The organism is Anabaena sp. PCC 7938, assembly GCF_049315035.1.
In the GTDB taxonomy this organism is placed as follows: Bacteria; Cyanobacteriota; Cyanobacteriia; order Cyanobacteriales; family Nostocaceae; genus Anabaena; species Anabaena cylindrica.
Map to the genome: position 1 here is coordinate 186543 of NZ_CP186034.1, position 26453 is coordinate 212995.

General features: G+C 39.6%; 29 protein-coding genes, 1 tRNA gene and 1 pseudogene. 12 read left to right on the top strand and 19 right to left on the bottom strand.

What is annotated here, in order from left to right:
- Positions 1 to 538: 538 nt before the first annotated feature.
- From ACOWPH_RS00890 to ACOWPH_RS00905, 4 genes and pseudogenes are all read left to right on the top strand, one after another.
- Positions 539 to 694: pseudogene (locus ACOWPH_RS00890) on the top strand (transposase family protein); the annotation flags it as partial.
- 185 nt (positions 695 to 879) lie between these two features.
- Positions 880 to 933, top strand: a complete 54-nt coding sequence (locus ACOWPH_RS00895) for a KxYKxGKxW signal peptide domain-containing protein (RefSeq protein WP_422665740.1) — start codon at positions 880 to 882, stop codon at positions 931 to 933.
- A gap of 2 nt (positions 934 to 935) precedes the next feature.
- Complete coding sequence (locus tag ACOWPH_RS00900; RefSeq protein ID WP_422665658.1) at positions 936 to 1547, top strand: ISL3 family transposase; 612 nt, start codon at positions 936 to 938, stop codon at positions 1545 to 1547.
- Positions 1544 to 1687, top strand: a complete 144-nt coding sequence (locus ACOWPH_RS00905; RefSeq protein WP_422665741.1) for a transposase — start codon at positions 1544 to 1546, stop codon at positions 1685 to 1687. Before ACOWPH_RS00900 ends, ACOWPH_RS00905 begins: the two co-directional genes overlap by 4 nt.
- Positions 1688 to 2088: 401 nt before the next feature.
- Here the strand turns inward: ACOWPH_RS00905 and ACOWPH_RS00910 are convergent, their stop codons facing one another.
- On the bottom strand, positions 2089 to 2535 hold the full coding sequence (locus ACOWPH_RS00910; RefSeq protein WP_015213544.1) for a BON domain-containing protein: 447 nt from the start codon (positions 2533 to 2535) through the stop codon (positions 2089 to 2091).
- A gap of 589 nt (positions 2536 to 3124) precedes the next feature.
- Between ACOWPH_RS00910 and ACOWPH_RS00915 the strand changes: the two genes are divergently transcribed.
- A complete protein-coding gene (locus ACOWPH_RS00915) occupies positions 3125 to 4615 on the top strand; it encodes a sensor histidine kinase (RefSeq protein ID WP_015213546.1) in 1491 nt (496 codons plus the stop codon).
- 72 nt (positions 4616 to 4687) lie between these two features.
- Here the strand turns inward: ACOWPH_RS00915 and ACOWPH_RS00920 are convergent, their stop codons facing one another.
- Positions 4688 to 4912, bottom strand: a complete 225-nt coding sequence (locus tag ACOWPH_RS00920) for a DUF167 domain-containing protein (RefSeq protein ID WP_015213547.1) — start codon at positions 4910 to 4912, stop codon at positions 4688 to 4690.
- A 171-nt stretch (positions 4913 to 5083) separates the two neighbouring features.
- Here ACOWPH_RS00920 and ACOWPH_RS00925 point away from each other — a divergent pair, with 171 nt between their 5' ends.
- Positions 5084 to 6289: a glutathione S-transferase family protein gene (locus ACOWPH_RS00925; RefSeq protein ID WP_042465815.1), complete on the top strand. Its 1206-nt coding sequence runs from the start codon at positions 5084 to 5086 to the stop codon at positions 6287 to 6289.
- 239 nt (positions 6290 to 6528) lie between these two features.
- Here ACOWPH_RS00925 and ACOWPH_RS00930 read toward each other — a convergent pair whose 3' ends face one another.
- The 4 genes from ACOWPH_RS00930 to ACOWPH_RS00945 form a co-directional block, all read right to left on the bottom strand.
- On the bottom strand, positions 6529 to 7608 hold the full coding sequence (locus ACOWPH_RS00930) for a tyrosine-type recombinase/integrase (protein WP_015213549.1): 1080 nt from the start codon (positions 7606 to 7608) through the stop codon (positions 6529 to 6531).
- Positions 7601 to 7930 carry a hypothetical protein gene (locus ACOWPH_RS00935; protein WP_015213550.1) on the bottom strand — a complete coding sequence of 110 codons (330 nt, stop codon included), beginning with the start codon at positions 7928 to 7930 and terminating at the stop codon, positions 7601 to 7603. Before ACOWPH_RS00935 ends, ACOWPH_RS00930 begins: the two co-directional genes overlap by 8 nt.
- Positions 7931 to 8180: 250 nt before the next feature.
- Positions 8181 to 8354 (bottom strand): hypothetical protein, encoded by a 174-nt coding sequence (locus tag ACOWPH_RS00940; protein ID WP_015213552.1) that lies wholly within the window; start codon positions 8352 to 8354, stop codon positions 8181 to 8183.
- A gap of 187 nt (positions 8355 to 8541) precedes the next feature.
- Positions 8542 to 8745 (bottom strand): hypothetical protein, encoded by a 204-nt coding sequence (locus tag ACOWPH_RS00945; RefSeq protein WP_015213554.1) that lies wholly within the window; start codon positions 8743 to 8745, stop codon positions 8542 to 8544.
- Between the two features lie 464 nt (positions 8746 to 9209).
- On the opposite strand from ACOWPH_RS00945, the gene ACOWPH_RS00950 reads away from it, so the two are divergent.
- Entirely contained in the window at positions 9210 to 9539 is a 330-nt protein-coding gene (locus ACOWPH_RS00950; protein ID WP_150110994.1) for a hypothetical protein, read from the top strand.
- A 74-nt stretch (positions 9540 to 9613) separates the two neighbouring features.
- Here ACOWPH_RS00950 and ACOWPH_RS00955 read toward each other — a convergent pair whose 3' ends face one another.
- Positions 9614 to 9964, bottom strand: coding sequence for a KGK domain-containing protein (locus tag ACOWPH_RS00955; protein ID WP_052334513.1), 351 nt, complete (start codon positions 9962 to 9964; stop codon positions 9614 to 9616).
- Positions 9965 to 10043: 79 nt separating this feature from the next.
- On the opposite strand from ACOWPH_RS00955, the gene ACOWPH_RS00960 reads away from it, so the two are divergent.
- The 3 genes from ACOWPH_RS00960 to ACOWPH_RS00970 all read left to right on the top strand — a co-directional run bounded on the left by ACOWPH_RS00960 (position 10044) and on the right by ACOWPH_RS00970 (position 13748).
- Positions 10044 to 10346: a hypothetical protein gene (locus ACOWPH_RS00960; protein WP_042464714.1), complete on the top strand. Its 303-nt coding sequence runs from the start codon at positions 10044 to 10046 to the stop codon at positions 10344 to 10346.
- Between the two features lie 187 nt (positions 10347 to 10533).
- The gene (locus ACOWPH_RS00965; protein WP_015213557.1) at positions 10534 to 13479 is read left to right on the top strand and encodes a DUF3854 domain-containing protein; all 2946 of its coding nucleotides are present in this window, start codon (positions 10534 to 10536) and stop codon (positions 13477 to 13479) included.
- Positions 13476 to 13748, top strand: a complete 273-nt coding sequence (locus ACOWPH_RS00970; RefSeq protein WP_015213558.1) for a hypothetical protein — start codon at positions 13476 to 13478, stop codon at positions 13746 to 13748. The genes ACOWPH_RS00965 and ACOWPH_RS00970 overlap by 4 nt, the downstream gene beginning before the upstream one ends.
- A 587-nt stretch (positions 13749 to 14335) precedes the next feature.
- Here the strand turns inward: ACOWPH_RS00970 and ACOWPH_RS00975 are convergent.
- From ACOWPH_RS00975 to ACOWPH_RS01020, 10 genes are all read right to left on the bottom strand, one after another.
- Complete coding sequence (locus ACOWPH_RS00975) at positions 14336 to 14803, bottom strand: hypothetical protein (protein ID WP_015213561.1); 468 nt, start codon at positions 14801 to 14803, stop codon at positions 14336 to 14338.
- 3 nt (positions 14804 to 14806) lie between these two features.
- Positions 14807 to 15034, bottom strand: coding sequence for a hypothetical protein (locus ACOWPH_RS00980; protein WP_015213562.1), 228 nt, complete (start codon positions 15032 to 15034; stop codon positions 14807 to 14809).
- Positions 15034 to 15612, bottom strand: a complete 579-nt coding sequence (locus ACOWPH_RS00985) for a hypothetical protein (protein WP_015213563.1) — start codon at positions 15610 to 15612, stop codon at positions 15034 to 15036. The genes ACOWPH_RS00980 and ACOWPH_RS00985 overlap by 1 nt, the downstream gene beginning before the upstream one ends.
- An 88-nt stretch (positions 15613 to 15700) precedes the next feature.
- Positions 15701 to 16522, bottom strand: coding sequence for a hypothetical protein (locus tag ACOWPH_RS00990; RefSeq protein ID WP_015213564.1), 822 nt, complete (start codon positions 16520 to 16522; stop codon positions 15701 to 15703).
- Between the two features lie 5 nt (positions 16523 to 16527).
- The gene (locus tag ACOWPH_RS00995) at positions 16528 to 18510 is read right to left on the bottom strand and encodes a hypothetical protein (RefSeq protein ID WP_015213565.1); all 1983 of its coding nucleotides are present in this window, start codon (positions 18508 to 18510) and stop codon (positions 16528 to 16530) included.
- A gap of 7 nt (positions 18511 to 18517) precedes the next feature.
- Positions 18518 to 19414: a collagen-like protein gene (locus ACOWPH_RS01000; RefSeq protein ID WP_015213566.1), complete on the bottom strand. Its 897-nt coding sequence runs from the start codon at positions 19412 to 19414 to the stop codon at positions 18518 to 18520.
- Between the two features lie 5 nt (positions 19415 to 19419).
- The gene (locus ACOWPH_RS01005) at positions 19420 to 19971 is read right to left on the bottom strand and encodes a hypothetical protein (RefSeq protein WP_015213567.1); all 552 of its coding nucleotides are present in this window, start codon (positions 19969 to 19971) and stop codon (positions 19420 to 19422) included.
- Positions 19971 to 20288, bottom strand: coding sequence for a hypothetical protein (locus ACOWPH_RS01010; RefSeq protein WP_015213568.1), 318 nt, complete (start codon positions 20286 to 20288; stop codon positions 19971 to 19973). Before ACOWPH_RS01010 ends, ACOWPH_RS01005 begins: the two co-directional genes overlap by 1 nt.
- Positions 20289 to 20450: 162 nt before the next feature.
- A tRNA-Phe gene (locus tag ACOWPH_RS01015) sits at positions 20451 to 20523 on the bottom strand.
- Positions 20524 to 20603: 80 nt separating this feature from the next.
- On the bottom strand, positions 20604 to 21473 hold the full coding sequence (locus tag ACOWPH_RS01020; protein ID WP_015213569.1) for a metal ABC transporter permease: 870 nt from the start codon (positions 21471 to 21473) through the stop codon (positions 20604 to 20606).
- A 235-nt stretch (positions 21474 to 21708) separates the two neighbouring features.
- On the opposite strand from ACOWPH_RS01020, the gene ACOWPH_RS01025 reads away from it, so the two are divergent.
- On the top strand, positions 21709 to 21972 hold the full coding sequence (locus ACOWPH_RS01025; protein WP_371834367.1) for an ArsR/SmtB family transcription factor: 264 nt from the start codon (positions 21709 to 21711) through the stop codon (positions 21970 to 21972).
- Positions 21973 to 22169: 197 nt separating this feature from the next.
- On the opposite strand, the gene ACOWPH_RS01030 is transcribed toward ACOWPH_RS01025, so the two are convergent.
- A complete protein-coding gene (locus ACOWPH_RS01030; protein WP_042465823.1) occupies positions 22170 to 22931 on the bottom strand; it encodes a metal ABC transporter ATP-binding protein in 762 nt (253 codons plus the stop codon).
- Between the two features lie 120 nt (positions 22932 to 23051).
- The gene (locus ACOWPH_RS01035; RefSeq protein ID WP_015213572.1) at positions 23052 to 24044 is read right to left on the bottom strand and encodes a metal ABC transporter solute-binding protein, Zn/Mn family; all 993 of its coding nucleotides are present in this window, start codon (positions 24042 to 24044) and stop codon (positions 23052 to 23054) included.
- A 406-nt stretch (positions 24045 to 24450) separates the two neighbouring features.
- On the opposite strand from ACOWPH_RS01035, the gene ACOWPH_RS01040 reads away from it, so the two are divergent.
- Positions 24451 to 26031, top strand: a complete 1581-nt coding sequence (locus ACOWPH_RS01040) for an iron uptake porin (RefSeq protein ID WP_015213573.1) — start codon at positions 24451 to 24453, stop codon at positions 26029 to 26031.
- Positions 26032 to 26453: the final 422 nt, after the last annotated feature.

Genomic DNA, 26453 nt, shown 5'->3' on the forward strand with positions numbered 1-26453 from the left:
AAGTTAGTTTATAGGCTTAAACTTTCCTTATCTTCCTTAAACTTTTCTTATCCTCAATAGTTACTAGTACTAAGTTAAAAAATACTAGGAAATCTGATTAATGAAGCTATAACAATACCATGGACAAAACCCTGAAACCCTATTGATATTGATATCGTCACGATTTTATTGGGTTTCAGACATATTTGGAAAAATTGGCAATAGCATTGTATAAAAAAGGTGATTGAATGTAGAAATAATATCAAAATTCAAGTAGAAAAAACTAAAGGGGTAAAATACAATGGTTCTTCGGTAGTTGTTATGCCAAACTATTAGCTACACTCACTAAATAATATTAAAAAATGTATCAATAAATGACTAAAGGTATTGTAGGGGTTGACATACAAAGAGCATTTATTATTAACTATAAATGCAATCCAAATTATTTTTAGATAAACTTAAAGTTATGACTGGCAAAAAAGGTATTAAAATTCTAACAGAAATTCTGGATTTAAGCGGTGTAAAAGTTGTATCACATCGCCTTCATACCGGAATTGGAATGATTTTACAAATTGAACAAGAAAATTCATTTGCTACCTGCCCATATTGTGGCACAACCAGCCATAAATTACATCAAAATCATAGACATATTATTAAAGACCTCCCTTTTGGAGAAAAAGAAATATTTTTAGAAATTAATCGCCGACAGTTTAAATGTGAACAATGTAAAAAACCATTTAGTGAAGATTTAGATTTTGTTAAAAAGAAAAGAACTTTTACAAATCGCCTTGCAAATAAGACAATACAAGAAGTTTTAGAAAACGACATTCATAGTGTAGCAGCAAAAGGTATAGTAACAAAAGACGAAATAGAAAGAATGTTAAAAGACGCATCATCAGAATTACCAGATTTAAAACCTATAAATCTAAAAAAGACTGGGAATTGATGAAATAGCTTTGAAGAAAGGACATGGGAATTACTGTGCAGTATTAGTAGATTTAGATCAGAGCAAACTAATTGCGATTTTAAGCGGACGAACACAAGAAATAATCAGGAAAACCCTTATGGGATGGGGGACAGAGATTCTAGAAAATATAGAAGAAGTCAGTATAGATTTGTGGAGTGGCTATAAAACTTTAGTAACAGAATTAATGCCAAATGCTCAAGTAGTAGCTGATAGATTTCATGTAATGACACAGATTAACAAAGAATTAGATACACAAAGAAAAAGGGAAAAACGGAAAGTTGAAGATTTAATCAAGAAAGCAAATACAACAGAAAAATCTAAATATGAAGAAATATTAGCTGGATTGAAGAATAGTAAATATCCCTTACTTAAAAATGAAGATAAGTTAACCCAAGAGCAATTAGAGAAACTGATTCAAGTTAAAAATGTCTCGCCTATTTTGAAGGAAATGCACGAATTTAAAGAAAAGATTAGGCAAATTTTTAATACTACACAAGATTGGTATACGGGAGTTTTCAAATTAGGTATGTGGTTATCGAGAGCTAAAAATACTTCCCAAATAGCAACAATACTATTATTCGTTGGTATCAGGAAATTATAGCCTACTTTGATAATAGGACAACCAGTGGTACTGTGGAAGGAATTAATAACAAGCTTAAACTAATAAAACGTTCGGGATATGGATTTAAAAACTTTGAAAATTTCCGAATTAGATGCTTATTAAGTTGGCATTATGTTTAATAGTTTAGCATAAAAAGTACCGAAGAGCCAATACAATTTAGATTATCAGCAGGAAAAGTCCAATTAGCTACGGCTCAGGTAGACGTTGCTGCTGAGGAAGTTGGGACTTTAAATTCTCAATCAAAAACTACCATTCTCGCTTTAGCTTTAGTAGTGGTAAGTCTATTCCTGGTGATAATGATCCGCAGGCAGAGCAAGATTTTCGTGCAAGAATACGCCGATTACTTGTGTGTCAATGTCAATTTTACCTAATAATATTACACAAACAAAAAAACAGGACTTACTGTTTGCATAAGTCCTGATAGTAAAATAAATCATTCTGTAAAATAGGCATCTTGCATTTTAGGAATCAAGATACCTACCCTACATAAATATTGCTAGAATGTGCGGTTTATCCGTCCCTATGGCTTTTGCAAAGGTGCAACTTTTGCTTCCACTTTGACACTTTTTACGCCTTTAACTTCTTTAGTCAAGGTTTCCGCTTTTTTGAGTTCGTTTTGAGAAGCAGCTGTACCTTTGAGAAGAATCTCACCTTCTTTATTCTCTACTTCCAACTTATTGTTGGGTAAACCTTCCTTTAACTTTTTGCTAACTTCGGTTTTGAGGTCGCTTTTAGTAGTTTCAGGAGTAATTTTTGTGGTTGTGCTAACTGGTGTAGTGGTAGCTGCTGTGATAGGTTGAGCAGTTTTTTCTGTAGTTTGTGTAGTTTGAGACGCAGGTTTTGCTGGTACTGTAGTAGCTTCATTAGTTGTACCAGGAGTTTCTGAACCAGTTTTAGGAGCTTCTTGGCAACCAAAAACACCAGCTACTAAAATACCGCTAACAAGAAAGGGAATTAGCTTTTTCATGTTTATCTCCAAATCAAATTAAGTGAAGCGATGTACTGAATGTGTGTGATTCTGAGGAGCGAATCTTAAAAAACAAATTAAACAGACGGAAGCATAAATGCTTGTTCAAGCACCTAAGTTGCTGAAAATTGATGCTTGGATAACTTCTCTGACTCAAATCCATAAGTCAGTTCTAACAAAAGTACCAATTCAATTTTCATGATGGCTACAGACGTGTAGTCCCTGGTATGTGGTATAAGGACTCTTTACTGAATCTTATCTAGAGTCCTAACAGCCTTCTTAAGGGTAAATGCTGCTGTCCCACATTGATCACTCGATATTATCAGATTTGGAGAAGTTTGACACAACCTGAATGATAATTTTATAGGAGAAAGGAAACATGAGGCATGAGAAAGATAAATATCCCCCCAGTTGTCTCCAATTCCCAGTCCCCAAGACCTTTAAAATTGTAATTACAGGGGAAATTGCGCCTCAATTGTTCGGTTCTACGACTGTCGCTAGTACAGGAAAGACTATAACCTCGTAAGTATATGGTGCAATGTCTACTTTAGCTGCTGTTAGACGATCTTGAATCAAGGGGTGAAAACCTGTGTACGAATGGATCTTGCCAAGTTTGAGAGAAGTTTTAGCCCAAAGCCAATCAAGTATGGCTGGGTGTTCATCTGCCAAAGCAGAGCAGCAATGGCGTATTAGCCTGGCAGCAACAGAACATCTACTACTCAATAATTTAGCAACAGTTTCACCTGAAATCACCCAAGGTTTAGTTTTAACTGCACCAGCACCTTTATTTAGTCAGCCAAAACTAACTCAAAGTTTACAGACGGTAACTTTCACTGCCAAACCCTTTAACCCATTGGCACTGATGCCGTTCCATGTTGCACCAGTGACAAGTGCAGAAAGTGATGAAAAAGAAGCAATGTCTGCTTTCCGAGACACTGCGCTAATCACAGGCCATGCCCATGCAGATGCAGAAACTATTTTACCTTTATTACCAGCCGATCCTCTAGGTTCAGAGCAGTTTTGCTTGGTGTTCACAGAAAAATTTAGATTAGTTCTGGTTTTATCAGCCGATAGAAGCGGTAAAAAAGAATTTTTATTTTCCTTTGAGCCGGAAGTAGTGCAGCAAGCTTGGCGATCGCTTGGTGCTAGAGTAATTTTGACTAATCCAGAATTATTCGCTGAGTTGGATATGTTAGTCGAAACATATTCCCCTATCGCACCAAGTTACCATACTATAATTCAATTTAGCCAGTTGTTGCTTCAGGAATTAGCAGAGCCAGAAACCGATAAAGCAGCATATACTCCTCCTATTTACCCACATCCCCATATTCCTGTTTCCCCATCACCAAAACCATCTTCCCGTCCTGATGTGGAATTACTACAAGCCTTTGCTCACGAAGTCCGCACCCCACTGACTACTATTCGCACTCTGACTCGTCTGCTACTAAAACGGCGAGATTTGCCTACTACTGTAACTAATCGCTTAGAAGTTATTGACCACGAATGTACTGAGCAAATTGACCGTATGGAGTTGCTATTTAAAGCAGCCGAATTGGAAACTTGTACAGCCGCGAAATCTGCAAATACCCAACTAACACCAATGTCTTTGGATCAAGTATTGCAGCAAAGTATACCTCGTTGGCAACAAGCAGCCCATCGACGGAATTTAACTTTAGATGTAGCTTTACCCCAGCAACTGCCAACGGTGGTCAGTAATCCCGCTATGCTAGATCGAGTACTCACGGGTTTAATGGAGAATTTTACCCGTAGTCTACCCCCTGGTAGTTCTATTCAGGTTCAAGTTATCCCCGCTGGCGATCAACTCAAATTGCAATTAACACCTCAATTGGATTGTCAAGACGCAACGAGAATTACAACATTACCAATTCGTAAATCTCTAGGTCAATTATTAATGTTCCAACCGGAAACAGGAACAATTAGTTTAAATATTGCGGCTACTAAGCATCTTTTTCAAGCAATTGGTGGCAAGTTGATTGTGCGTCAAAGTCCTGACTATGGTGAAGTATTGACAATTTTCTTACCGTTGGAAGTTAGTAAAGCTAAAGTGGGATTTAAATAAGTTTACTTTGCTCAGAAAACATTTTATTGAACAGGAGTCAGGAGTTCGGAGTTCGGAGTTCGGAGTTCGGAGTCAGGAATCATCAATTTCTACAAGTTTTTGCCGAGATGTTAAACCGGATTTGATTCTAATAGAGGATTTAGGAACATCAAATTTTTCTGCCAAAAGCTTAATTAACTCTTCATTGGCTTTACCATCTACTGGTGGTGATTTTAAATGTACAGTTAAACTACCATCTTCCTGTTCGGCAATTTTTTGTTGTTTAGAGTTCGGTTTAACTTTGACTTTTTTTTGCATAACACCAAGTTAGCTAATGGCTGAAAAAATAATTAGTACTGTTAAAATTAAGGTATTTAAGCCTGCCTGATTATATCTGTGTAATGTTTTATGATTATTTCAAGTGAGTTACCTAACCACTTAGCAAACCAGATTAAAAAATTCCTGCAATAGCCCATGTTAACTCACGCCATGACTACCGCACCCCTCAGTTGGCAAGAACTAGAAACCCTGACGAACTATCAAATAGATACTGTTAATGGTCTCACTAATGCTAAAGCCCGGTTACGCTTGTTTGGGCATCCCGAATCTGATGTGCGGGTAACGCTGTACCGTGATAACCATGCTTGGTGTCCTTACTGTCAAAAAGTTTGGTTATGGCTAGAGGAAAAACAAATTCCCTACCGCATCGAAAAAGTGACAATGTTCTGTTATGGAGAGAAAGAAAGTTGGTACAAACGTAAAGTACCATCAGGAATGCTCCCTGCGATCGCACTAGATGGGCGGATTATTAAGGAAAGCGATGATATTTTGATCGCTTTGGAAAAAGTTTTTGGTTCATTGAATCAAGGTATGGAAGATCGCACAGTGCTTCCTCTACGTCAATTAGAACGACTTTTATTTAGAGCCTGGTGTACTTGGCTATGCTATCCAGCAAGTTCCTCTCAACAAGAACAACGCAATAGAGAAAAATTTACTGAAGTGGTATCTCTGGTTGAGGAGGCGCTGAGTCGCACTCCCAGTCCTTACTTTCTAGATAGCTTCGGCACTGTCGATGTCATCTTTACGCCCTATGTCGAACGGATGAATGCAAGCCTTTACTATTACAAAGGCTATTCTCTGCGGGAGGAAAACCCTCACCTGAAAGCATGGTTTGCAGCCATGGAAAGCCGACCTACCTACTGCGGTACTCAGAGCGACTTTCATACCCACGCACATGATTTGCCGCCTCAGATGGGGGGCTGTTGGGAAAACGGCGAACCCCAAATGTTAATCAATAAAGCGCGAGTGGATAATGGGCCTTGGTTCGGGCTACCAGATGTTACTTATCCAGAACCCGAAAACTCTCGTATGGAAGCTCTGCAAAGAACTATCGAGCATCGCACCAATATTATCCGAGTCAATCCCTTAGATGATCAGTTGTTTGATCAAGCCTTACGTTGTGCCTTAACACAGATGATGACAGGTAAAGACTGTGTACCTCCACCGGGATCTGATGTCGCTTTACGGTATTTGCGCGATCGCATTAATGTACCTAGAGATATGTCTATCTATGCAGCCAAGCGATTGAGGGAATCCTTAGAGAAGACCGCAGCCCTGGCAGGTGATGGACAGCCAGAACCCCTTCCCACCAAGCATCGACGAGATCAAGATCCATCTAACTTTGTCAGAAAGTAGGATTTATGAACTTTGCGGTTAGACCACTCACAATACCGTTGGTGTAACCAAAAATTTCAATTTTTAGCATCCTCAAAGGTTAATTATGACGTTCCATTTTTGAGAGAGAATAATGTCAATTATCAACACCTATCGGAACTGTTTAAACCCTACATCCGAAATGATCGATAATTGTACTATTTTACAGTATGCCAGGAACGAGACTTGAACTCGTGACACGAGGATTTTCAGATATTATGTCACGAGTTTTGACTAAGAATTTTATTAAACGCGTCACGATGTACTCTGGCTGATATCCATGTGTGGTAAATCTCTGAGTGAATTTTTAAGCTATGCCCCATCTGTTGGGCGGCCAGCGAAATATCTAATCCTAAATTCAAGGTGCGAACTGCCCAGGCGTGTCTCAGGTCATAAGGTTTGAATGGTAAACCAGCACGTCTAAAATACTGGGTTACGGTATTGCCGATGGCAGCGTGAGAGCGATCGCAATTTATCTCCGGCAAGATGTCATCAGCTAATTTAAATTTCTCTACCCAGTCAAGGCGGAATGGGTAAACAAGTCGATACCCCGTCTTACCCTGCAACACTTCTATGTAAAACAGTCCAGACTTCAAACCATCTAGATTTAAGAAAAATACTTCATGACCGCGTAGCCCGTAAGCCGCTAACATCCCATAAGTCCACCGCCATGAGGGATTATTAATTTTTGAGTACCATTCCTCTATTAACTGATCGTCGGGTAAAGTTCTCGGTTTGCGTTTGGATGATGAGTAGTTACCCCGGTAGGATTTGAAGTCAAAGTCCAAACCAACGAAGTCACAAAATACCTTTAGGCTTTGACAGTAACGCTTGCGAGTTCTGGTATTAGGTAAAGTTCTAAGGATTATTTTTTTTATAATTTCTCTTGATAAAATTTCATCTAGCGGTAAGTGTTTCAGTACCTGTACGTACTCAGTCCTCCAGGTATCTCTAGCCGACAAATCATCCCCTTTATTCTGGATGTAATGTTTCTCGAACTCAATGATCCAATCCCCAATGTTGCTGGGACTGTTGGGTACTTCTACCCAATCAGCCCAATTAAAAGTACCAGCATCTAACTGGATAGAAATCTTTTTTGCTAATTTTTCAGCTAATTTTAACCCTTCAGAATTAGCAGAAGATATTGATATTCTCTGCTGGTGTGGTTCAAATTTATCAGAGGTAGATTTTGGGGGAAATATCCCCCGGATATAAAGCTTTTTGCTTATCTGTTCAATCCTAACCCCACAGTAATTATTTTTTAATCGACCGTTTGCTTCCTTAATTCGTTGGTCAATCATCAGTTAGTTCCAATCCGCTACAGAAATAGTCCCATTGCTCTTTTGGATAAATATCACCTAATTTAATCTGACCAATTCGTAATTTTTGAGAGCCACGCCATTGAGCTTCTGAGTAATTTTCTATGTAGTCTCCCACGAACTCAAAATCATTTAGCATCCAAGACTCATCATCCCTCTGGATTACTTCGACTAGCTCATTCATATCAAGCGGAAGGGTAATACCTTCCCCCACAAAATCGCTTGAGTTAAGCAGAACTATTTCATAATTAATCGCTTTATCTTGGAACCCACTGATTACAGGAATTTTTACTACATAAATCATCTCTGCTATCTCCAATAAATTATATCTGCATTCATAAAAATTAAATGCAGATATGCTGTAAGTATTGCTAAACCGTCACGCGACCAGTTTAGCTTTATTGTCAAATACCACTTCCCATCTCATACCTGATGATATTTTGTTGAGGCGCTGAGATTCCATTTTAGCTTCGGCTTCAGTGTTGAATTTGAGCCTATCCGGTGACGGATAACGGTATCCATCGATTTTAGAGCAAGCTACTACTATCCAATGTCTAATCATTTTTCTGGTTTTCATTAAGTGAACCAATTTGGTTATTTAAAGATTTAAAAATCTCCAATGCCGTCTCAAAAAGGCTGCAAGTAATTTTCAGTGTTACAACTCTCTCGTTGAGGGTTAAGCTACATTCGCACTTGTCATAAGTGCCAGTTGATTCTACTACTGCCATAATTTTTGGTGTTACTATTTTCTAGATAAACAAGAAAGAATTACCCTGGAATTTATTTCAAAATACCATACGTGAATATCCTGAATTTCCAGTAAGAACTCGTCTGTGTCCTCCATCAGGACTTTCAATTCTTGGTCAAGATTGGTTAATTGTGCAATCAATTCTTTTACTGTCATGTTAATTACTCTTAGATGATTATAAAAATTGTTTCATGGTCTATGTAAAGAATTTCGTCGATAGATTTTGAAGCCGAATCACTGTCTAACTTGACCCTCACTTCTGCATCATCTGGTAGTCTTTTAAGCTGTTGAATTATTTCTTCTACCGTCATTTTGGTAATTGGTAATTGGTAATTGGTAATTGGTAATTGGTAAGTAAAGCTGGCTACCATCTATAGCCAGCGCCATTTGTTATTTTTTGTGTGCTATCAATCAGCCAATTTATTAGGTGATCGTCGTCTATTCCTCCTAATTATTTTTGTGGTTCACTGGTAGACCGCTGGTAGTTCGTTTCAATTGCCTCAGTGGCTGGGAGGCTGCCACCTCTCCCCGGTTTACTATCTCTCACTACTCCTTTATTACTGGGAACATCTGGCAGGTCGTTGGTCTGAAGGCTGCCATCTCTCCAAGGTTGATGTTTTCTCAAGTTTCTAGAGGAAGATTGTAAAATTTAGTTTTGTCCATCCATAATTAGAATATAATAGTGGACGAACATAACTGTCAAGGTTTTTGTTCGTCCGTTAAGTTATTTTGTTCGTACAATAGGTAAGGTAGTTCTGTGAGTATTATCAATGGCACGACCGAAGACATTACCAGAAGAGACCATAAGAGCCACGGTTCGGATCAGCCCAACAGATTGGGAATCTTTCGACAACTTGGCGAAGGGGATGAACACTACGAGGTCGGAACTGATCCGCAAAATTGCACAGGGAGAAATACCGTTAGGACAAATTGCATCCACGGAGATACGCCTTCTGGGAAAATCCTCCAGCGCCTTGAACTAGTTGAAAAATCTCATATAGAATATGTCCGCGCCCATCAAACGAGATTAAAGGCGCGTCTCGACGAGAGCGAACAGTTAGAACAAGTATTTAACCAGGCAATAAACGAACTTCGCCAAGAAATTTACAATCTAGCGACAGAAGCAGAATCTAACGGGAACGGACATCACAACGGAGTGGACTAAGACGAATTTACCAATGTTGGTAAACCCGTCTTTTTTTTGTGCTTATTTAATGTGACGGTAGTGCAACCGGAATATTAAATTTTTAGGTCGGATCGAAGGTCATCTAAAGGAGATGGGTTAGCGAAATCAGTCTCATCTATAAAAGCTTTCGGTTCGTCGGGGATGAATTCCAATTTGAATCTAAGTCTCCCTTTCTGCCAGCCGCCGCCCTTAGTACGTAAGATTTCACACGAAATCCCTTTCTCAAGAAACCATTCCCCCGAAGGATTAGGCCATTTGCCTCCGATGTTCATAGCCCAGTTATAAACAGATTGCGTGAGCAAACCTAATTTAACGATGCTTTGTTTCTCTACGGACACAACATCATCGTCTTTTAACCCCAGTTTATTTTCATCGCCCGAACCAAATATATACATTTCAGCCATTCCATTTTCGATTCACAACAAAGCAGGGCAAGCGCCAACTTCCCCTGCCTTACCTATAATTCCCCATCACCAATATCCAATGATTAGCAAATCAGCCATAAATTCCCAACTAGAAAGAATAGCGAGAAAGGATAGCAAATTAACTCACCACGAGATAACAGTTATCGTTTACGGCATCCTTGCTGTTTTAGATGAAGTAGACATTCCTTCTCTGTGGATAGAAGAAGTAGAACTCTTTCTAAAAATGCTTACCAAGAGATGCCCTCACCATGCTCGCAGAGTCCTTGCTGAACAGTGCTTGGAGTACACGAGGAGAGGAGGTGAAACAACAAAAAAGTCGGAGGAGTCGAACCAGTCCCAGATGACTCCGGAAAACTTTTAAGCAGTGAACCTGACCCGGATGATATTCCCTTCTAATTCAAGCACCTAATTTTCTCCAAAAAAAAATAACAAATTTCATGTTTAGCCGTCACAGCCGTCACTTTCTTTACACAGCAATGCTTTCAAGCCGTCACTACAGCCGTCACTACAGCCGTCACTAGCCGTCACTTTCACTAGAACTTAAAACAATGACCACTAAAACAGCCACAACAGTTCAACACGACACCCCAAAAGAACCACGTAATCGGTTCAGCAGTTTTCAGGATTTCAAGGATTTTGTAAAAGAAGCTTTCATCAATGGCAGCTGCATAGCTCCAGAACTTTACGCTGAATCAGTAGAATTTCACTGCGATGTAGAAGTAGACGACGGTCACGAGGCAAACTATCCAATTCATGAGGCTTTAGGCTGGAAAGTTACCCGTTTCGGACATCAAGCTCGTGAACCTCAGTACGCCGCAATCCTTAAAAATGAAGATGGTTCAGTCTGGCAAGCAATAATTTCTGATTGGGACGAAGAAAGGCAACGGCCGTATAAATATCTCGCTCCCAGTGAGAACGGTGATAGAGCATTCCTGCCACCAGTGCCGATCAGCATCAGAAAAAAGATTGCATCTAGACATGGTGTAGAAGTTCCCTTGGACGGTAGTTTCTGGGAATGGATCGAAACCTGTAACCTGCCAATCATTATTACTGAAGGTGGTAAAAAATCCCTAGCGGCCCTGTCTCAAGGGCATATTTCATTAAGCTTGTACGGCTGTACCTGTGGGGGAAAAGAGAAATTAATCCCAGACTTGGAGCGCTTTCATAAAGAGGGTAGAATCTGGCTTTTTGGCTTTGATAGAGATGAAAAGCAGTCAGCCAAGCGTTCTGTGACAATGGGGAAAAACCGAATAACCAAGCACTTGAATCAGTTAAATAAATGTTATGTAGAGGATATATTCTGGAACTGTGAAGACGGTAAAGGAATAGACGATTTGATTGTAAACAAAGGTACAGGTGCTTTTGATATAGCCTACTCTAAGGCTATGTCACGGTTAGAAAAACAGTTTAAAGCTGGCACATTCTCATCCGATGATGACGACAAGCAAAAGCCACCAAGTCAAATAATGGTGGCACGAGAAATAGCTGAAAAGTATAGGAATATTATAGCATTTAATAATGAGATTGGATGCTGGATGCGTTACGCTGCGGACAATATAGGGATGTGGTCTAGAGAAACCGACGAATATATAGAAGCAGTTGTTTACCAAATTATTCTATCAGAAGGACACGACTATTTTAGTAGTTCATTTGTGTCAAGCGTAGTCAAATTATTGCGCCATGAACTAATAGAAAGGGTGTGGAATGAAAAGCCACCTACCGAATTTTTACCGTTCAAGAATGGAGTTTTAGAGGTAAAAACGGGTAAAGTTTTGGAACACGCGCCAGGATACCGATTGACTTGGCAATTACCACGAAATCACGTAGCAGGTGGTAAGTGGGACAAGATTAATCAATTCCTTGACCATCTGTCAGCAGGCAATGAAGCAATCAAAGATTTGCTCATTTGTTATTGCAACGCCGTAATTAAAGGACGCGCTGATTTACAAAGATTCCTCCATCTGATTGGCTTGGGTGGGACTGGTAAAGGTAGTTTCGCTAGACTCATCACCAGCTTGATCGGGAGTGAAAACATTCACACCACAAGCCTAGAGGAATGGTGTAGAGATAAATTTGAGCCTGCCAACGCTTACCGTAAACGGCTGGTAATATTCCCAGACGAAGACAGGCAGGGCGGTAAAATTGGTAAATTCCTCAGTCTGACTGGGGAAGATTACCTGAGAGCCGAAGAAAAACATAAAACTGCTTTTAAGTTCAAATACGACGGCATGGTAATGGTTTTGAGTAACTTACCCATCTTTGGAGGTGAAGCGGCCAGCCGTGTTAAGCGTCGTGTACTCACCGTCCCCTGTAACAATGTTGTCGAAATTGGCAAGCGCCGTAATTTAGAGGCTGACTTTGAGGAAGAATTGCCAGCATTCACCAATCACGTCTTATCTATTTCAGATGATCATGTGACAGCCGTTCTACTGGGAGTGCAGGAAATACCAGAATGTACCCTCGAATTTTGGGAGAACAGAATGCGTGTTGATTCTATTGCCGCATGGATTAACCAACACGTAATTTATGACGCTGAAGCATCTACTCCAATAGGGTTTAACAAGCATGAAGGTAGCAATGGGGAAGAAATTAGAACTTTGTTTGGGAGTTACAGCCGTCACTGCCTTAACCTTGGCAACACTCCCAAGAGTCACAATAATTTCTCCCCTGACCTATTGGAGCTATGCAAGTCAGTTCTCAACTGGCCCATTGAGAAAGGACACAGCAACACAGGCAAGTTTGTTAAGGGTATAAAATTACGTATCCCAGGAGTGCATGACAATATTCCAACCTATGATGTTTGGCTTTCTAGTCGTCTTTCTAATCCAGTGACGGACAAAGTGACGGCCAGTGACGGCTCTAGTGACGGCTCTAGTGACGGCTTGAAACCCCTACCAGTAAAGGAAAGTGACGGCTGTGACGGCTATAGCCCAAATTTGTTAGAAATTTTAGAAGAGAAAAAGGGTTTAGAAATTGAAGAGAAAACCAGTACAGAACCAGTACAACCAGTAGAAACAACACCCGTAGATAAATTTGCAGTTCCCCTGCTGGATGAACACTACCAACTGATGAAAGTAAACCCCCTAGAGTTCATGATTGGTACGAACTTTGGAGATTGCAAGGTAACGGCCACACCATTCAAGAAAATCAAGTCAACGGGTCAATCAGTTGTACATCTTCTCTATGAGATGGATTTTGGACGAGCGGTTGACCAGGTGAAGTGTGTACTGGGAAAGAAAGATGTTGAACGGCTTGCTAAAAAATCCGATAAGCTGAAAGCCTTGCAGTTAGCAGTAGCTAAGAAATGGCAGGAGAAAGCGAAAAAACATACTTTCAGAGTTCTGAAGCGTGGCACTTTGAACGAGCCGGATATCTGGGTGGAAAATTGCACATTGGTTTCAGTCCCACATGAGCATCAACATTTCTTCTACCTTGATGCACCGGATGGAACCAGGTTCAACGCTTCTATTGGTGAATTTGTGGTGATGAAATGACTAGCAAGTGGCGATTGGCAGCGAGAAAGGCGATTGAAAGTGCGATCGCCTCTGTAGAGGATAGTAAAGATTTGGTCAAAATCAAAAAAGCGATCGATGCGGCTTATCCGTTTCACCGGCGGGAATGTTTTCCTTATAAAGTGTGGCTTTCTGAGCGAAAAAAATACTTTTATCAATTGGGCATACTCCAGAAACCGCCGGATAAAGGTGGGAGGAGGAATGAGGGGCGCGATCGCACTTCCCCCGGTCAAATGAGCCTTTTTGATTAGTACTACAAAAATGCAATTACTTCTTTAATAAGTACAATCCTTTCGGGGTGAGTCATTCCCAGTATCCGCTGAGTTTGATTTATCCCCAAAATTCTAATATGTGCCGCTTCAGGTTCTAACCTTGTATGCCTTTCAAGTCCCACCGCAAGGTCGATTATCGCTAGGATTTCATCGTAAGAATATGGGCAATCATTTATTGAAATCATTGTAACTACATATATTTTTTTTTAGAACAAGAAACAGCCCAGTATGGGACTAGCTTGTCAGGTCTGTCAGGTCTGTCCTGTTCGTCCCGTTCAGTGACTTTCATTATTATTTTTCTCAATTTTTCCCCCACCAACCTTGTAATTTATTTCCTGCAAAATCATAAATATCAAGTCGTGGTTATGGTCAATGTCCCGAAATAGTAAAGAAGTATTCGAGATTATTTTTTCTTGATTCTTCCTCAATTCCTCAAAGTCTTTTTCTGCTGCATACCTCTTTCTCTCACTATTTCCGTATGATTTGAGCAGCCAAATAAAATTCGAGCCGATCAACAACAAGAAACTAATCAAACTTATAGTTATCGCTACATCAAATTTCATGTGCTACCCCAGTAATTGATCTAATTTGAAATTAATATTACTGAACTCTTGAGCCAATGTAATATCAGTTACGACATCATCAACACCTGTATACTGCCAACAGGTCAAATTAACATCCTTAAACCATCTGGGGAAATAAAATTTCAGGGAATATTGAGCCGTTATTGGTGGGAAGAAAATAGTGGTAATTCTGGAAATATAGATGCTTTTAGGCTCCCCCGCAGAGTCATTAGTCCCCCCGACTGTAAGACCTGATTGAAATCGTTGTTCAACGTACCCCCCCCATCGCCAATTTCGCCCATTAGGAACTGTTGTATCAACATAAACAGCGATAATATCACTCTCTAAAAATATAGGGGATTCAGTTGGGGGAATAGGGATGTAAGCACTCTCCCCGACTTGTCCCGCCGTCGCCGAAAAATTCAAAATACTTTCCCAGTTAGCAGCGTTAAAGTTAACTACTCTCCCCATATTTTAAAACCCTATAGATTGAGCGTTGTCATTAGCAAGTTGTAGGTAATCATCAATATTTATCCCTGCTATCTCCATAAATTCAAGAAAATCTCTGAAAGAAATTTCACCTTTAATAAACCGCTGGGTTGCTAGAGATGAAATTTCCTCCCTCATGATTAAATCTTGAATCTCGTCTTCACTCAGCGAATGACAAATGATAATTTGAGTTTCAAGAATTTGTTCAATCATTAGAACTTTTCGGATTTGAAGCTTGCCGATTTATTTCCAGTCGCAGCGTTGACGGCGGTAAGAATTGCTGCTTTTTGCTCACTCCAGCTAGGATTAGTACTTGTCCTACCTACAGGGAATGTGTAACTAGCATTCGATTTTGATTTGTAAGGCAGTCCCGTCAGCTTACTGGTTTTTGTACTCGCAGTAGTTCCGGTAATGTTTCTGCATATAGCTTTTGCCGGGACATATCCGGTTGCATCTATATCGCCTGCTTGAGGTGTGGCATCAATTCCAAGAACGGTTTCTGATAGTCCGAATGTGGCATATTCGCCGCTGCTTCTGGTAGACACAGATGATTTGTAAGCGTCAGTGTCTGCTGCGGGAAGTCCAAAAGGCTTGATAGCAATAATTATGGTTTCACCCGGCAAACTGCCAGTAGATCTGGGGTAATCAAGATCTACTTTCCCCGCCTTATAATCCTGAAACTTCTTTAAAACTGTCCCGGCAGGAGCGTCCGGTATTTCAGCCCCTTCTGCTGCTCCAGGTGTGCGGAGAAAAGTTAGAGCCGCCTGTAAGTTGTTAAATCGTTTCGCCATACCAGCACCTTTTTTTAGTTCTCATTCCGGTATAGCACTAAAAAATAGGCTGGAATCTCGTACCGAAACCTAGGTGTAGGCAAAAATGTTAGACGGAGTTTAATTTCTCAATTACTTGCCTTAACGCCACCTCTGGAGTCGCAACCAGATTTATCACTTTTGTCCTGCCATGCAGATGAAGTTGAGCGTACCGGAATCTTACATCCGCAGTAGGACGTTTTACTGGTTTTGGGACAGACTGCCCATAAATTGTTTGATTGCCTGGGTTGTTAGGGTACGATCTAGTATTTTCTACATAATCTGAATAATCATCATTAAAGGCATGACCTCGAATAGCTAAAACATTCTTGGTAACTCTTTCGCCTTCTGCTTTTGAAATTACATATAACCTCAATCTATACCCATGCTCTATGTCTTCGTAGTAGTAGACATACTTCCCCTTATTCCACACAAAAATCGGTGTTCCAAATTCCCTTTTGATATCTTTGGCTAACTGTTCAGCCTTCGCTCTAGTGTATGTGGCTGCATCCTCATTCATAAGGCGAAAGCTAATTTCCCCTTTAACAGCCCGAATCCTATCAGCTATGTATGGATATCTCTCTTGAAAATGTAAATGTACTTGTGGTTTGAATTTTGTCTCCCCCTGAAAATCTGCAACAGGAATTCCATAAACTGGAGCTTGCAAACTTTGCGCGTGTCCCGCATCAAACTCAAATAAAATATATCTGATAAGAGTCATTATTGCGGTGTCTTCATCTTTCATCACACAAGCGTGTTTCAGGGACGATTTTGGTGTTGAAATATCATTATCGGCTTGATTTTTAAAAAATGCTTTCACCCTGGGGTTATGAATTCTTAGTACCTGATCTTGCAAGTGTTCCCACTCGCTAAATTTCTCTGGAAGTGACATTTTTTTTAGTCCTCATCTGGTTCTAAATCGGGTGTGCTTAAATCTTTCCCTGCTGAATTGATTTTCGTCTCTTCTTGCTCTGCCTTAACTAATTTAGCTTCGGGGAATTCTTTCCCTTGTGGCTTCCCTTCTTCTTGGGCCAAACTATCAGCCAAAGCCTTAGAAGATTCTTCTACCTCTTCTTTCGATGCTTTAATTGTTAGCGGCTGCTGTGATACATTTTCTACTACCGACGCAGTTTCTTCTAAATTATTTAATTTGATTAAAAGAGGATTACTGAAATTCGGGGACGGGTTGAACCATCCATAGGCTTTCTCTGATACGGCTCCCCATGCCCTCAAAGCATTTCCAATCTTCCCCGTTTGCCCGCCTATTACTTGCAGCCCCTGAGTGATACTGTCACCCATATTCAACAAGCTGCTAAAAATATTGGCAGATGCTTGATAAATCCTGTTGTAATAATTCCATTGCTTGATTACATTATCGTAATTTTCTTTACCCACTACATTCTTAACAAAATCACTGATTGAGCTATTAATTAAAGTGGATAATTGTACTGGGTTATTTGCATCATCTTTCACCCCAATTAAGTCAATCACGTTTTGCATGGCTTGGGTAAGGGTTACTAATATATTTTGGCTCAACATCCCTGCATTATGAACAGTGACCGCGAAGGTTAAAAGATTCATAACCCTATCTAGCTGCAACCATTTAAAACCATTGATTAATTTAGTGGAAACAAAAGCAACACCAGATTGTATCTGAGTAGATAACGCCAAGTTAGCTTTTGTGGTTGCATCAACGTTTGCAGATAACGCCAAGTTAGCTGTTGTGGTTGCATCAACTTTTTTTAGTAAAGCGCTATCTACTGGGTTGGCTGTATTAGTTGTATTAGTTATGTAGTTAGGCCTTGAATTGTTCACATAATTATTAGTAATCCTGTTATCGAAATTATTACTAATATTCGTTACATTCACCACACCTGGAACTCCCGGATTAAATCTTCTGATTAAAGCATTAATACCAGCGATTGTAAGAGCAAGCCCGGCTATTTGAGCAGCTAACGAAGCCGCTTGACCGAATAGCTTACCTACATCAATCTTGATATTGGATATCTGGTTTAGTAAATCAGCCTTAATCTTTTCAATACCCAATTTTAAAGCATCTAGCTGGCTGGTAATGCCTTTCTGGATGCCTGCGACGGTATTCTTTAAAGTATTTAGAGATATTTCGGTAGTAGCCAACCTATCCTGCAATCGCAGCAAGGCGTTTAGTGTAGATTTGGTTAGGAAAGCCAATTCACTTCTAGTAAATGATTCCAATCTTTTGAAAGCATTTAAAGCAGATTTCTCTAAGAATTTAATATTTTCTAATGCAGCTTGTGACCTAGTTAGAGCCTTATCTGCTTTACCCTCAGCTTTTACCGCAATAGTAGCTGCGGCTCTAGCATCATCCTTAGCTGCTTGTATTTGAGCAAATATGCCGGATAAATCTATCTTTCCATTCTTTATAAATAGTCCCATACCTAAATCAATTAATTTGGAAAGCAGGATACTACCAATAATTGAAAGCACGATTGACTTAACTAACGCTGGTAATCCCAAGAATATCCCTGACACAAGTTTTTGTGTCGAGCCAATAGCTCCCCAAAGTAGTTTGTGTTCACTAGCATTTGCTAGTTTTTCGGTATTAAAATCACGGCGCAAACTCCAGATCTCTCCATTTAATTGTCCATACCTGTTATTAATATCCGTATCTTGTCTTCTATCATCTTTGTAGTTTTGGTTTAACCGCTTTTCTAGGTCACTTATTTTTCTGTTTAATTCGCCAGTATTCTTGTCCGTATTTTGTTCACCAAGCAATCTTTTTAATCCGTCTCTAATCCTGTCTATGAAGCCACTTTGACCAGCAGGTAGAAAAGCCAATGTGTTAGATGTTTGATTAAGGCTTGACGCGATGTAATTAAATGAGGGAATTGTTGGTATCATAGGTTATTCAAAAAATATTGAAAATACGAAGAAAGCCCAGAGCAAAGTTTTTGACACCCCTTAATGACTCATTGTTCCTGTTAATAGCCGCAACTATTTTTGACCCAGCCGCATCAAGTTGATTTATATAATTCTCGATTGCGGTCAGCCGTCTCTTTAAGGTTGCATCCTCTCTGGCATCAAGCCCCCTCTCTCCCCTCTCTCCCCTCTCTCCCTTCAGTCCTGGTCTACCGGGAAGTCCCTCATAACCACGTTCCCCCCGTTGCCCTTGGATACCCCTTTGTCCATCCATTCCAGGCTTGCCGGGAATACCTTCTATACCACGTTCCCCCGTTAGTCCTGGTAAGCCTCTAAGCCCCATGTCACCTTTTAGCCCACGTTCACCCCTCAAACCGCGATCACCTTTGTCACCTTTTAGCCCACGTTCACCCCTCAAACCGCGATCACCTTTGTCACCTTTTAGCCCACGTTCACCCCTCAAACCGCGATCGCCCCTCAATCCGTTAATACCAGGAATACCTTGCAATCCCCTTTCTCCTCTGTCACCTTTATCACCTTTTATTCCTGGTTTGCTGAATGCTTGTTTAGCAAGATTCAAGGCTTGATTGGCGGTATCTTTAACTCCTGTTAACTGAGATAAAATTATCCCTACTTGATTTTCTAATTGAGAAACTCTTCTGGCTAAATCATCAGAGGGATTAAATAGCCCTTCGATATAAGCAAGAATTGCGTTGTAAATTTGGGTATAAGCCTTACCGACCGCTTCGCTGATAATTGCATTCCTATCTGATTTGGGAATGTAATTATTGAGGTCAGATTTCAGCGCGAATCTGCCATCTAACGCTGCAATATCAGCCCTGAGTGCAGCAATTTCATCTGCTATTGAGTTACAACTGGTGGGCATAAAAATCACCTCAATCTAGAAACTAATGCTCTAATATCAGAAATAGAATTGAAAATTTCATCGCAAGGTAAACAGCAATCCCCACAATCAAGAGTACCGGGCGGACATCCTTCGATACATTCCACAGAATAATTATCTGTAGGGAAAATTCCCTCATATAATAGTTCCCCACTCGCACCAGTAACAAATATTTTGTAATTAGCTGGAGTAATACTAATTAAGCTACCTTCGTAAACATATCTATTTATTCCACCACTAATGTCGTCCCACTGCGTACTCGTACCGGGAGGGCAAAGATAAAGTGCGTTATTTACTTCAATTGAGGAACCAGTAAACCTCCACCCGTTGTAGGGATACCTACCAATGAAACCTAAAGTTCTGTTGCTAAAATTAACGCCGGACTGGATATAGCTGGCATTAAAGGAAGCTGTAAAACTTGCACAAGTACTAGTATCTGGTTCGGCGGTTATATTCACTGGGGTATCAGTGAATTCTTCTGTTGAAGAATCAGGAAAGGTGATACGCGCTGTATCACCTGTATTGCAATATTGAGCCATTAGTAATTATTTGGATTCAACGTTGCCCCTTCATCTTCCTTGGCGAGATTTACCACTATCTGCCTTACCTCATAAGGTGTTTCCCCTCTAGTGGTGAAGCTCGAAAATCCATCTGATACGTAAATATTCTGGTCAATTTCCGCATCAAATACGGTTTGAGTCATAGTTGCTTTAGCTTTAATTACTAAAGCGGCGATAACCTGATCGGCTGTGCAAGTTGCAGATGTTAGTCCCAAGTCAGACTTCAAAAATGTAATTGTTGTCGCGTCTTGAGTCGTACCTGTTCCCAGTGCGCTCTGTACTGTTAATTCAGCCATAACTATATACCTGTATTGCTATATAACAATATTACGCTAGTAGTAATTGAGTAGCAAAAAGATTCGCTGGTGAAGTTAGAGCGATCGCATAAAAATTGCCTAGATTTTGAGAGTAAATAGTCAAAATCTAGGCAATTTTAAAATTTGATTCGCTAAAACGTATGCCAGGAACGAGACTTGAACTCGTGACACGAGGATTTTCAGTCCTCTGCTCTACCAACTGAGCTATCCCGGCGCGGGCTTTTTTATGTTCGCCACGATTACTAACAATAGCAAAGGATTAAAAATTTGTCAAGTGGTTTATAGAAGAAAGTTTTAGGCTGTTTTTATCCCTAACTTTACCCAGGAGAAAACTATGACGAATACCAGGAACTGAACGAGAACGATACTGGGGCCGGAAGCTAGGTTAAATACGCCAGAAACCATAATTCCCACAATGCTACTGCTAGAACCGACAATGACTGACAGGATGAGAAAGCGACTAAAATGGTGACTCATTAGTTTAGCGGTGGAAGCGGGAATTACTAAAAAGGCGTTCACGAGTAAAACACCAACGGCTTTAATTGCTACTGCGACAGCTAAAGATAGTAAAACGACAAACCCATAACGATACAATTGAACAGGAACGCCCTGTACTTGAGCGACATTGGGGTTAAGGGTTAACAAAATTTGCGATCGCAATGTTGATAAGATAAAAATACCGCTACCTAGCAGTATCACCAGTGTCAAAATTAAATCTGTGGTATCAATCGCTAAAATATCACCAAACAGTACAGCCATCAAGTTACCGCGATACCCCTTAATCATGCTAGTAAGGATGACACCGATTGCTAATGCCCCTGACAGGACTATACTAAGAACGCTATCACTAGCTAAATCTGTTTTGTCAATTAAGTAGAGGACAATTACACCAAAAACTAAGGTAAATGGCAATAACATCCAAGTAGGATTTGTATTTAACAACACGCCTAATGCTACACCTACTAATGCTGCATGACCCACAGCATGACTGAAAAAGGATAATTGGCGCAAAGTGACAAAACAACCCAGCAATCCCCCTAGTATTCCCATTAATACAGCACCGATCATGGCACGTTGCATAAAGGGAAACTGTAATAAGTTCACGAAATCGTCACTATTCGTAATAGCTAATAAGATGCTTTGAACATTAGCAAATAAATTCATATCTGTGCTTTTTATGATTCTTTTAGCTGCGGCGTAAATAAATTATTTTTGTTTCATCAATAAATATTCCATTCTAGTTCATAATAACTATATGAATAGTTAAAAATCATATTTTTCTATAAATAAATTGATTTGACAACACCCCATGATTCAATCTAATTCACAAAGTACCTTAGATAGTAATATTCTTCAAGCCTTACCAGATGAAATTCTGAGTACTGAAAAAGCTCAACGCATGGCAGAATTTTTTAGTTTTCTAGGAGATGCTAATCGCTTGCGGGTTCTCTCTTTATTAGCTAATAAAGAATTTTGTGTGAGCGATTTAGCTGCATTACTAGAAATGAGTGAATCCGCTGTTTCACATCAACTAAGAAACTTACGCGTCATGCGTTTGGTCAGTTACCGCAAACAAGGACGTAATGTATTTTATCGTCTTCATGATAGTCATGTTTTCCATCTTTATCAGTCTGTGGCTGAACATTTAGATGAAAAAGATTAGGTAATTGGTAATTGGTAAAATGAGGTACAGAATCAAAATTGAAACCTAGACACCAAACCAGTTTTACTCCTGACTCCTGACTCCTGACTCCGAACTCCTGAATCCTGACTCCTGAATCCTGACTCCGAACTCCGAACTCCGAACTCCGAACTCCGAACTCCGAACTCCTGAATCCTGACTCCTGACTCCTGCTGTAATTAGTGATGGTGTTGGTAACGACTAAAACCTGGCCCGTAGGTTGCTAAAAGGTTTTGCGGTGAAAGAGCAATTTCTGGCTTTCCAGTACAAACAAGAGTTTGGTTAAGACAAAGGACGCGATCGCAATGACGGTTTACCATATCAATATCATGGGAAACCTGTAAGACAGTCCAACCCTCTTCTCGCTTTAATTCATTTAGCAAAACATAAAAATCAGCAGCACCCTGCATATCTACCCCAGCAAAAGCTTCATCAAGTACCAACAATTTTCGTGGTGTTACCAAACAATAAGCTAGTAATACCCGTTTCAGTTGACCACCACTCAGAGTCCCAATAGCTTGATTTCTCAAACGATAAATATCTGTTCTGTGTAAAGCTGTTGCTATTGTTGCTGTTTTTTCTCGGTGATTTTGCCAAAAATTTGCAAATAAGGAATGCTTACTGTCATCTATTCCTAGTCCGACTAACTCACTTACAGAAATAGGAAAACTACGATCAAAAATAAAGTTTTGTGGCATATATCCCACTAGATGACGTAAACTTCCTAACCTAGAAATTGGGCGACCAAAAATTTCAATATTCCCTGCACTGCGGGAAATCAAATCTAAAATAGCTTTAACTAAAGTACTTTTACCCGCACCATTTGGCCCCACTATAGCTGTATCTGTTCCTGGAAATAATTCAAAGGAAACATCCCGTACAGCGAGAAAGTTTCCTTGATAGACAGTTAATCCTTCTACTCTTAATATCGGCAATGTCATTGCTTGCTGGTCGTCAATCATCGAATTTTAAATTATGAGAAATTGCTCACACTGATTTTTAACCCAAATACACAGATGTCTAATTCTTAAATTACGTTGGTACGGTTGCACTATTACGAATTATCTACACCCTGTTGACAAATTTTGTAAATTAGTTTTCATTGCCTGAAAATAATACTGCGGATTGGTGTCACCATTTTCTAAAGAATTGAGAGGATACAAAGTTAATTTTAAATCTTGAGAAAGGCTAGTCAGTAGTTTGTTATCTACCCCTGGTTCACTAAATAAGGCTTTAACCTTATATTTTTTCACTGCATTGATGGCTTTCTGCACATCCGCTGGTGAAAGTTGGTCTTCAGGAATTTCTACAACTGCTACTTGCTTAAGATTATAACGTGTTGCTAAGTAGGGAAAGGCATCATGAAAGGTGATAAAGGTGCAATTAGGAGTTTGTTGTAGAGTCTGCTGAAATTCATTATTTAAGTTGTCTAATTCCTGAATATAAGCCGCAGCATTGGTCTGGTAAGCTTCTTTATTTACAGGATCAGCAGTAATTAATCCATCTCGAATATTAATTACCTGCTGTTTAGCAAAAACTGGATCTAACCAAACATGAGGATTACCTTTTTCGTGTTCATGTTTGTGATCGTGGTCATGGTCTTTTATTTCCTCTACTGGAGAAATATCATTTATAACTTTAATACTTTTACTAGCATCAATTTCAACTAATTGAGGATTTTGGGCATTTTTAACCGTATCTGTGAGAAATGTCTCCAACCCTAAGCCATTTTTTACCAACACATTAGCAGTTGCGATCGCTTTTACATTATCCGGTGTGGCCTGATAATCATGTATATCAATACCTGGCGGCACTAAAATTGCTACATCTGCTACATCCCCGGCAATTGCTTTAGTAAATAAATACACAGGTAAAAATGTTGTCACCACTTTAGTTTTTTCTAACTGTTTTACTGATGGCTCTTCAGCACGTTTATCTGTATTATTTCGTGATTGGCTACAACCAGACGCAATTGATAATATAAATAGCGTCATGACAAGCAGGATTTGCCTTTTTGGACTATTTCTTCTAAGTTTTATACCAGTACTAGTCATTTTGCTTTCCATTATTAAGGATAGTTGCTGCATTTGTATCAATATTTTCAGGACTTACGCAAGAATCAGGTTTTGAGTTCAATCTTGCGTAAGTCCTAATTTTGATTAAAAATCATACTCAGAATTATACCTTATTATTAGAATAATTATCATTATCACTTGCAGGTGACAACAAATATGATGCAATATTTGCAATTTGCTTTTATTTAAGTAATCTAAAATACATTTTTTTTTGAGATACTACTCTAAATTACGTTGTTTAAGTGTTGGAAATTTTTTAACTACATTGTCAAAAAATTTACCTGTTGTTAGTATATCAAGAATAATTTTTGATTAAGCTTTGTTAAAAAGCAAAGCTCAGACGGTTCGTGGTACGGTTGTGAAATGTATATGGGTGTGAGGAAAAATGCATAATAAAATGTGGAATAATCTTGCTAGTCCAGCAATTTGCGGTGTTATTCTATGTGTGAATACATCTGTTTGGGCAGGAGAAGCACCAGCAAAAACAGAACCTAGTGAACCTTTAGCAGTTTCTAGTTTAGAAAAAGAAGTCAATAAGTCCTCTCAACAAGATTTAATTTCCCAAGTTACCTCCGTATCCCAGCTATCGGACGTGCAACCCACAGATTGGGCATTTCAAGCTTTACAGTCTTTGGTAGAACGTTATGGTTGTATAGCTGGCTATCCCAACGGTACTTATCGTGGTAATCGTGCCATGACGAGGTATGAATTTGCAGCCGGGTTGAATGCTTGTTTAGATCGGGTGAATGAACTAATTGCTACTGCAACTGCTGATGGGGCGACAAAACAAGATTTAGCGACAATTCAAAAACTGCAAGAAGATTTTGCTGCTGAATTAGCAACCTTACGGGGTCGTGTAGATGCGCTAGAAGCAAGGGCTAGTGAGTTAGAAGCAAATCAATTTTCTACTACTAGTAAATTGCAGGGGCAAGTTGTAGGAGTTATTAGCGATGTTTTGGCTGGTGACAACGATGGCAATAAAAATACAACTCTGGGGGCGAGGGCGCGGATAGAGTTTGTGTCTAGTTTTACAGGTCGAGATACATTGTTTACCAGAATTGAGAGCAATAATATCAACAGCCCTATCAAGAGTCCCCAAGAAGGCAATTTATTTTTTGCTGGTCCTAATGGTAATACCAACGCTTACTTAGGTACACTTTGGTACAAGTTCCCTATAGGTGAAAAAACACAGGTCATAGCTATTGCTGAAGGTGGTGCAGCCGATGATGTTACTAGTACAGTTAACATCTTCGATGGTGATGGGGCGTTTGGTGCTTTGTCCACTTTTGGTACACGCAACCCAATTTATGGACAACTAGGTAGTAAAGGACTGGGAGTAAATCACCAGTTTAGTAATAAAGCCGGACTAAGTTTAGCCTATTTGAGTAGTAATGCTAATAACCCCAGTGCGGGGAATGGTTTATTTGATGGACCTTATGGTGCTTTGGCACAGTTAACACTCAAACCAAGCGATCGCATTTCCCTGGGTCTAACATACATCAATTCCTACAAACAGCCATTACTCACAGGTAGTAATGCAGCCACGTCTGATATTACCAATGAAGCATTTTCCAGTAATTCTTATGGTGTGCAAGCATCTGTAGGTATTAGTGAAAAATTTGTTTTAGGTGGTTGGGCTGGATATACCAACAGCAAAGTTTTGACAGGTGCAAAGGGAGACGTTGATATTTGGAACTATGCTGTTACTCTCGGTTTCCCAGATTTGGGCAAAAAAGGTAACTTAGCTGGTGTAATAGTTGGTATGGAACCGAAAGTTACAAGTTCCAATTTTGCTGGAGTAGCTGAAGACAACGATACCTCATATCATATTGAGGCATTTTATCAATACAAAATTAGCGACAATATCACCATTACCCCCGGTGTGATCTGGCTAACAGCACCGAATCATAACAATAATAATGATGATGTGGTCATTGGGGCGCTGAGAACCACCTTCAGTTTCTAAGGGACTTCCAAATAAAAAATATTCAATTAATTCTAGTGGGGTAGGCATAGTAAGCCCATCCCACAAGATTGGATAATTTATTTCCAAGAATTCCCTGAGTTCCCAAATGTGACCATTTACAGAAAAAGACTAGCCTCCCACAGCTAGTCTTGCTCAAAAAAAATGTTGTTCGCGTTGTCTTCTCAATAGAGTCAAAACCAAATTGCGCGTTCCCAAATTGTAACGGGCAACTTTTCTTAACAAGATTGTAACAGCCAGTACAGTTTTTTCATGAAAATATATCAAAAAATATCTGTCCGCAGGTGGGTAGATTTTTATGCTCTAAGGTAGAAGTCAGAAGAGAGAAGACACAAAGCAGAAGCTATCCAGCTAAATTTATAACTATATTCGCGTTCATGTCAGATCATGTTTAGCTAAAGACT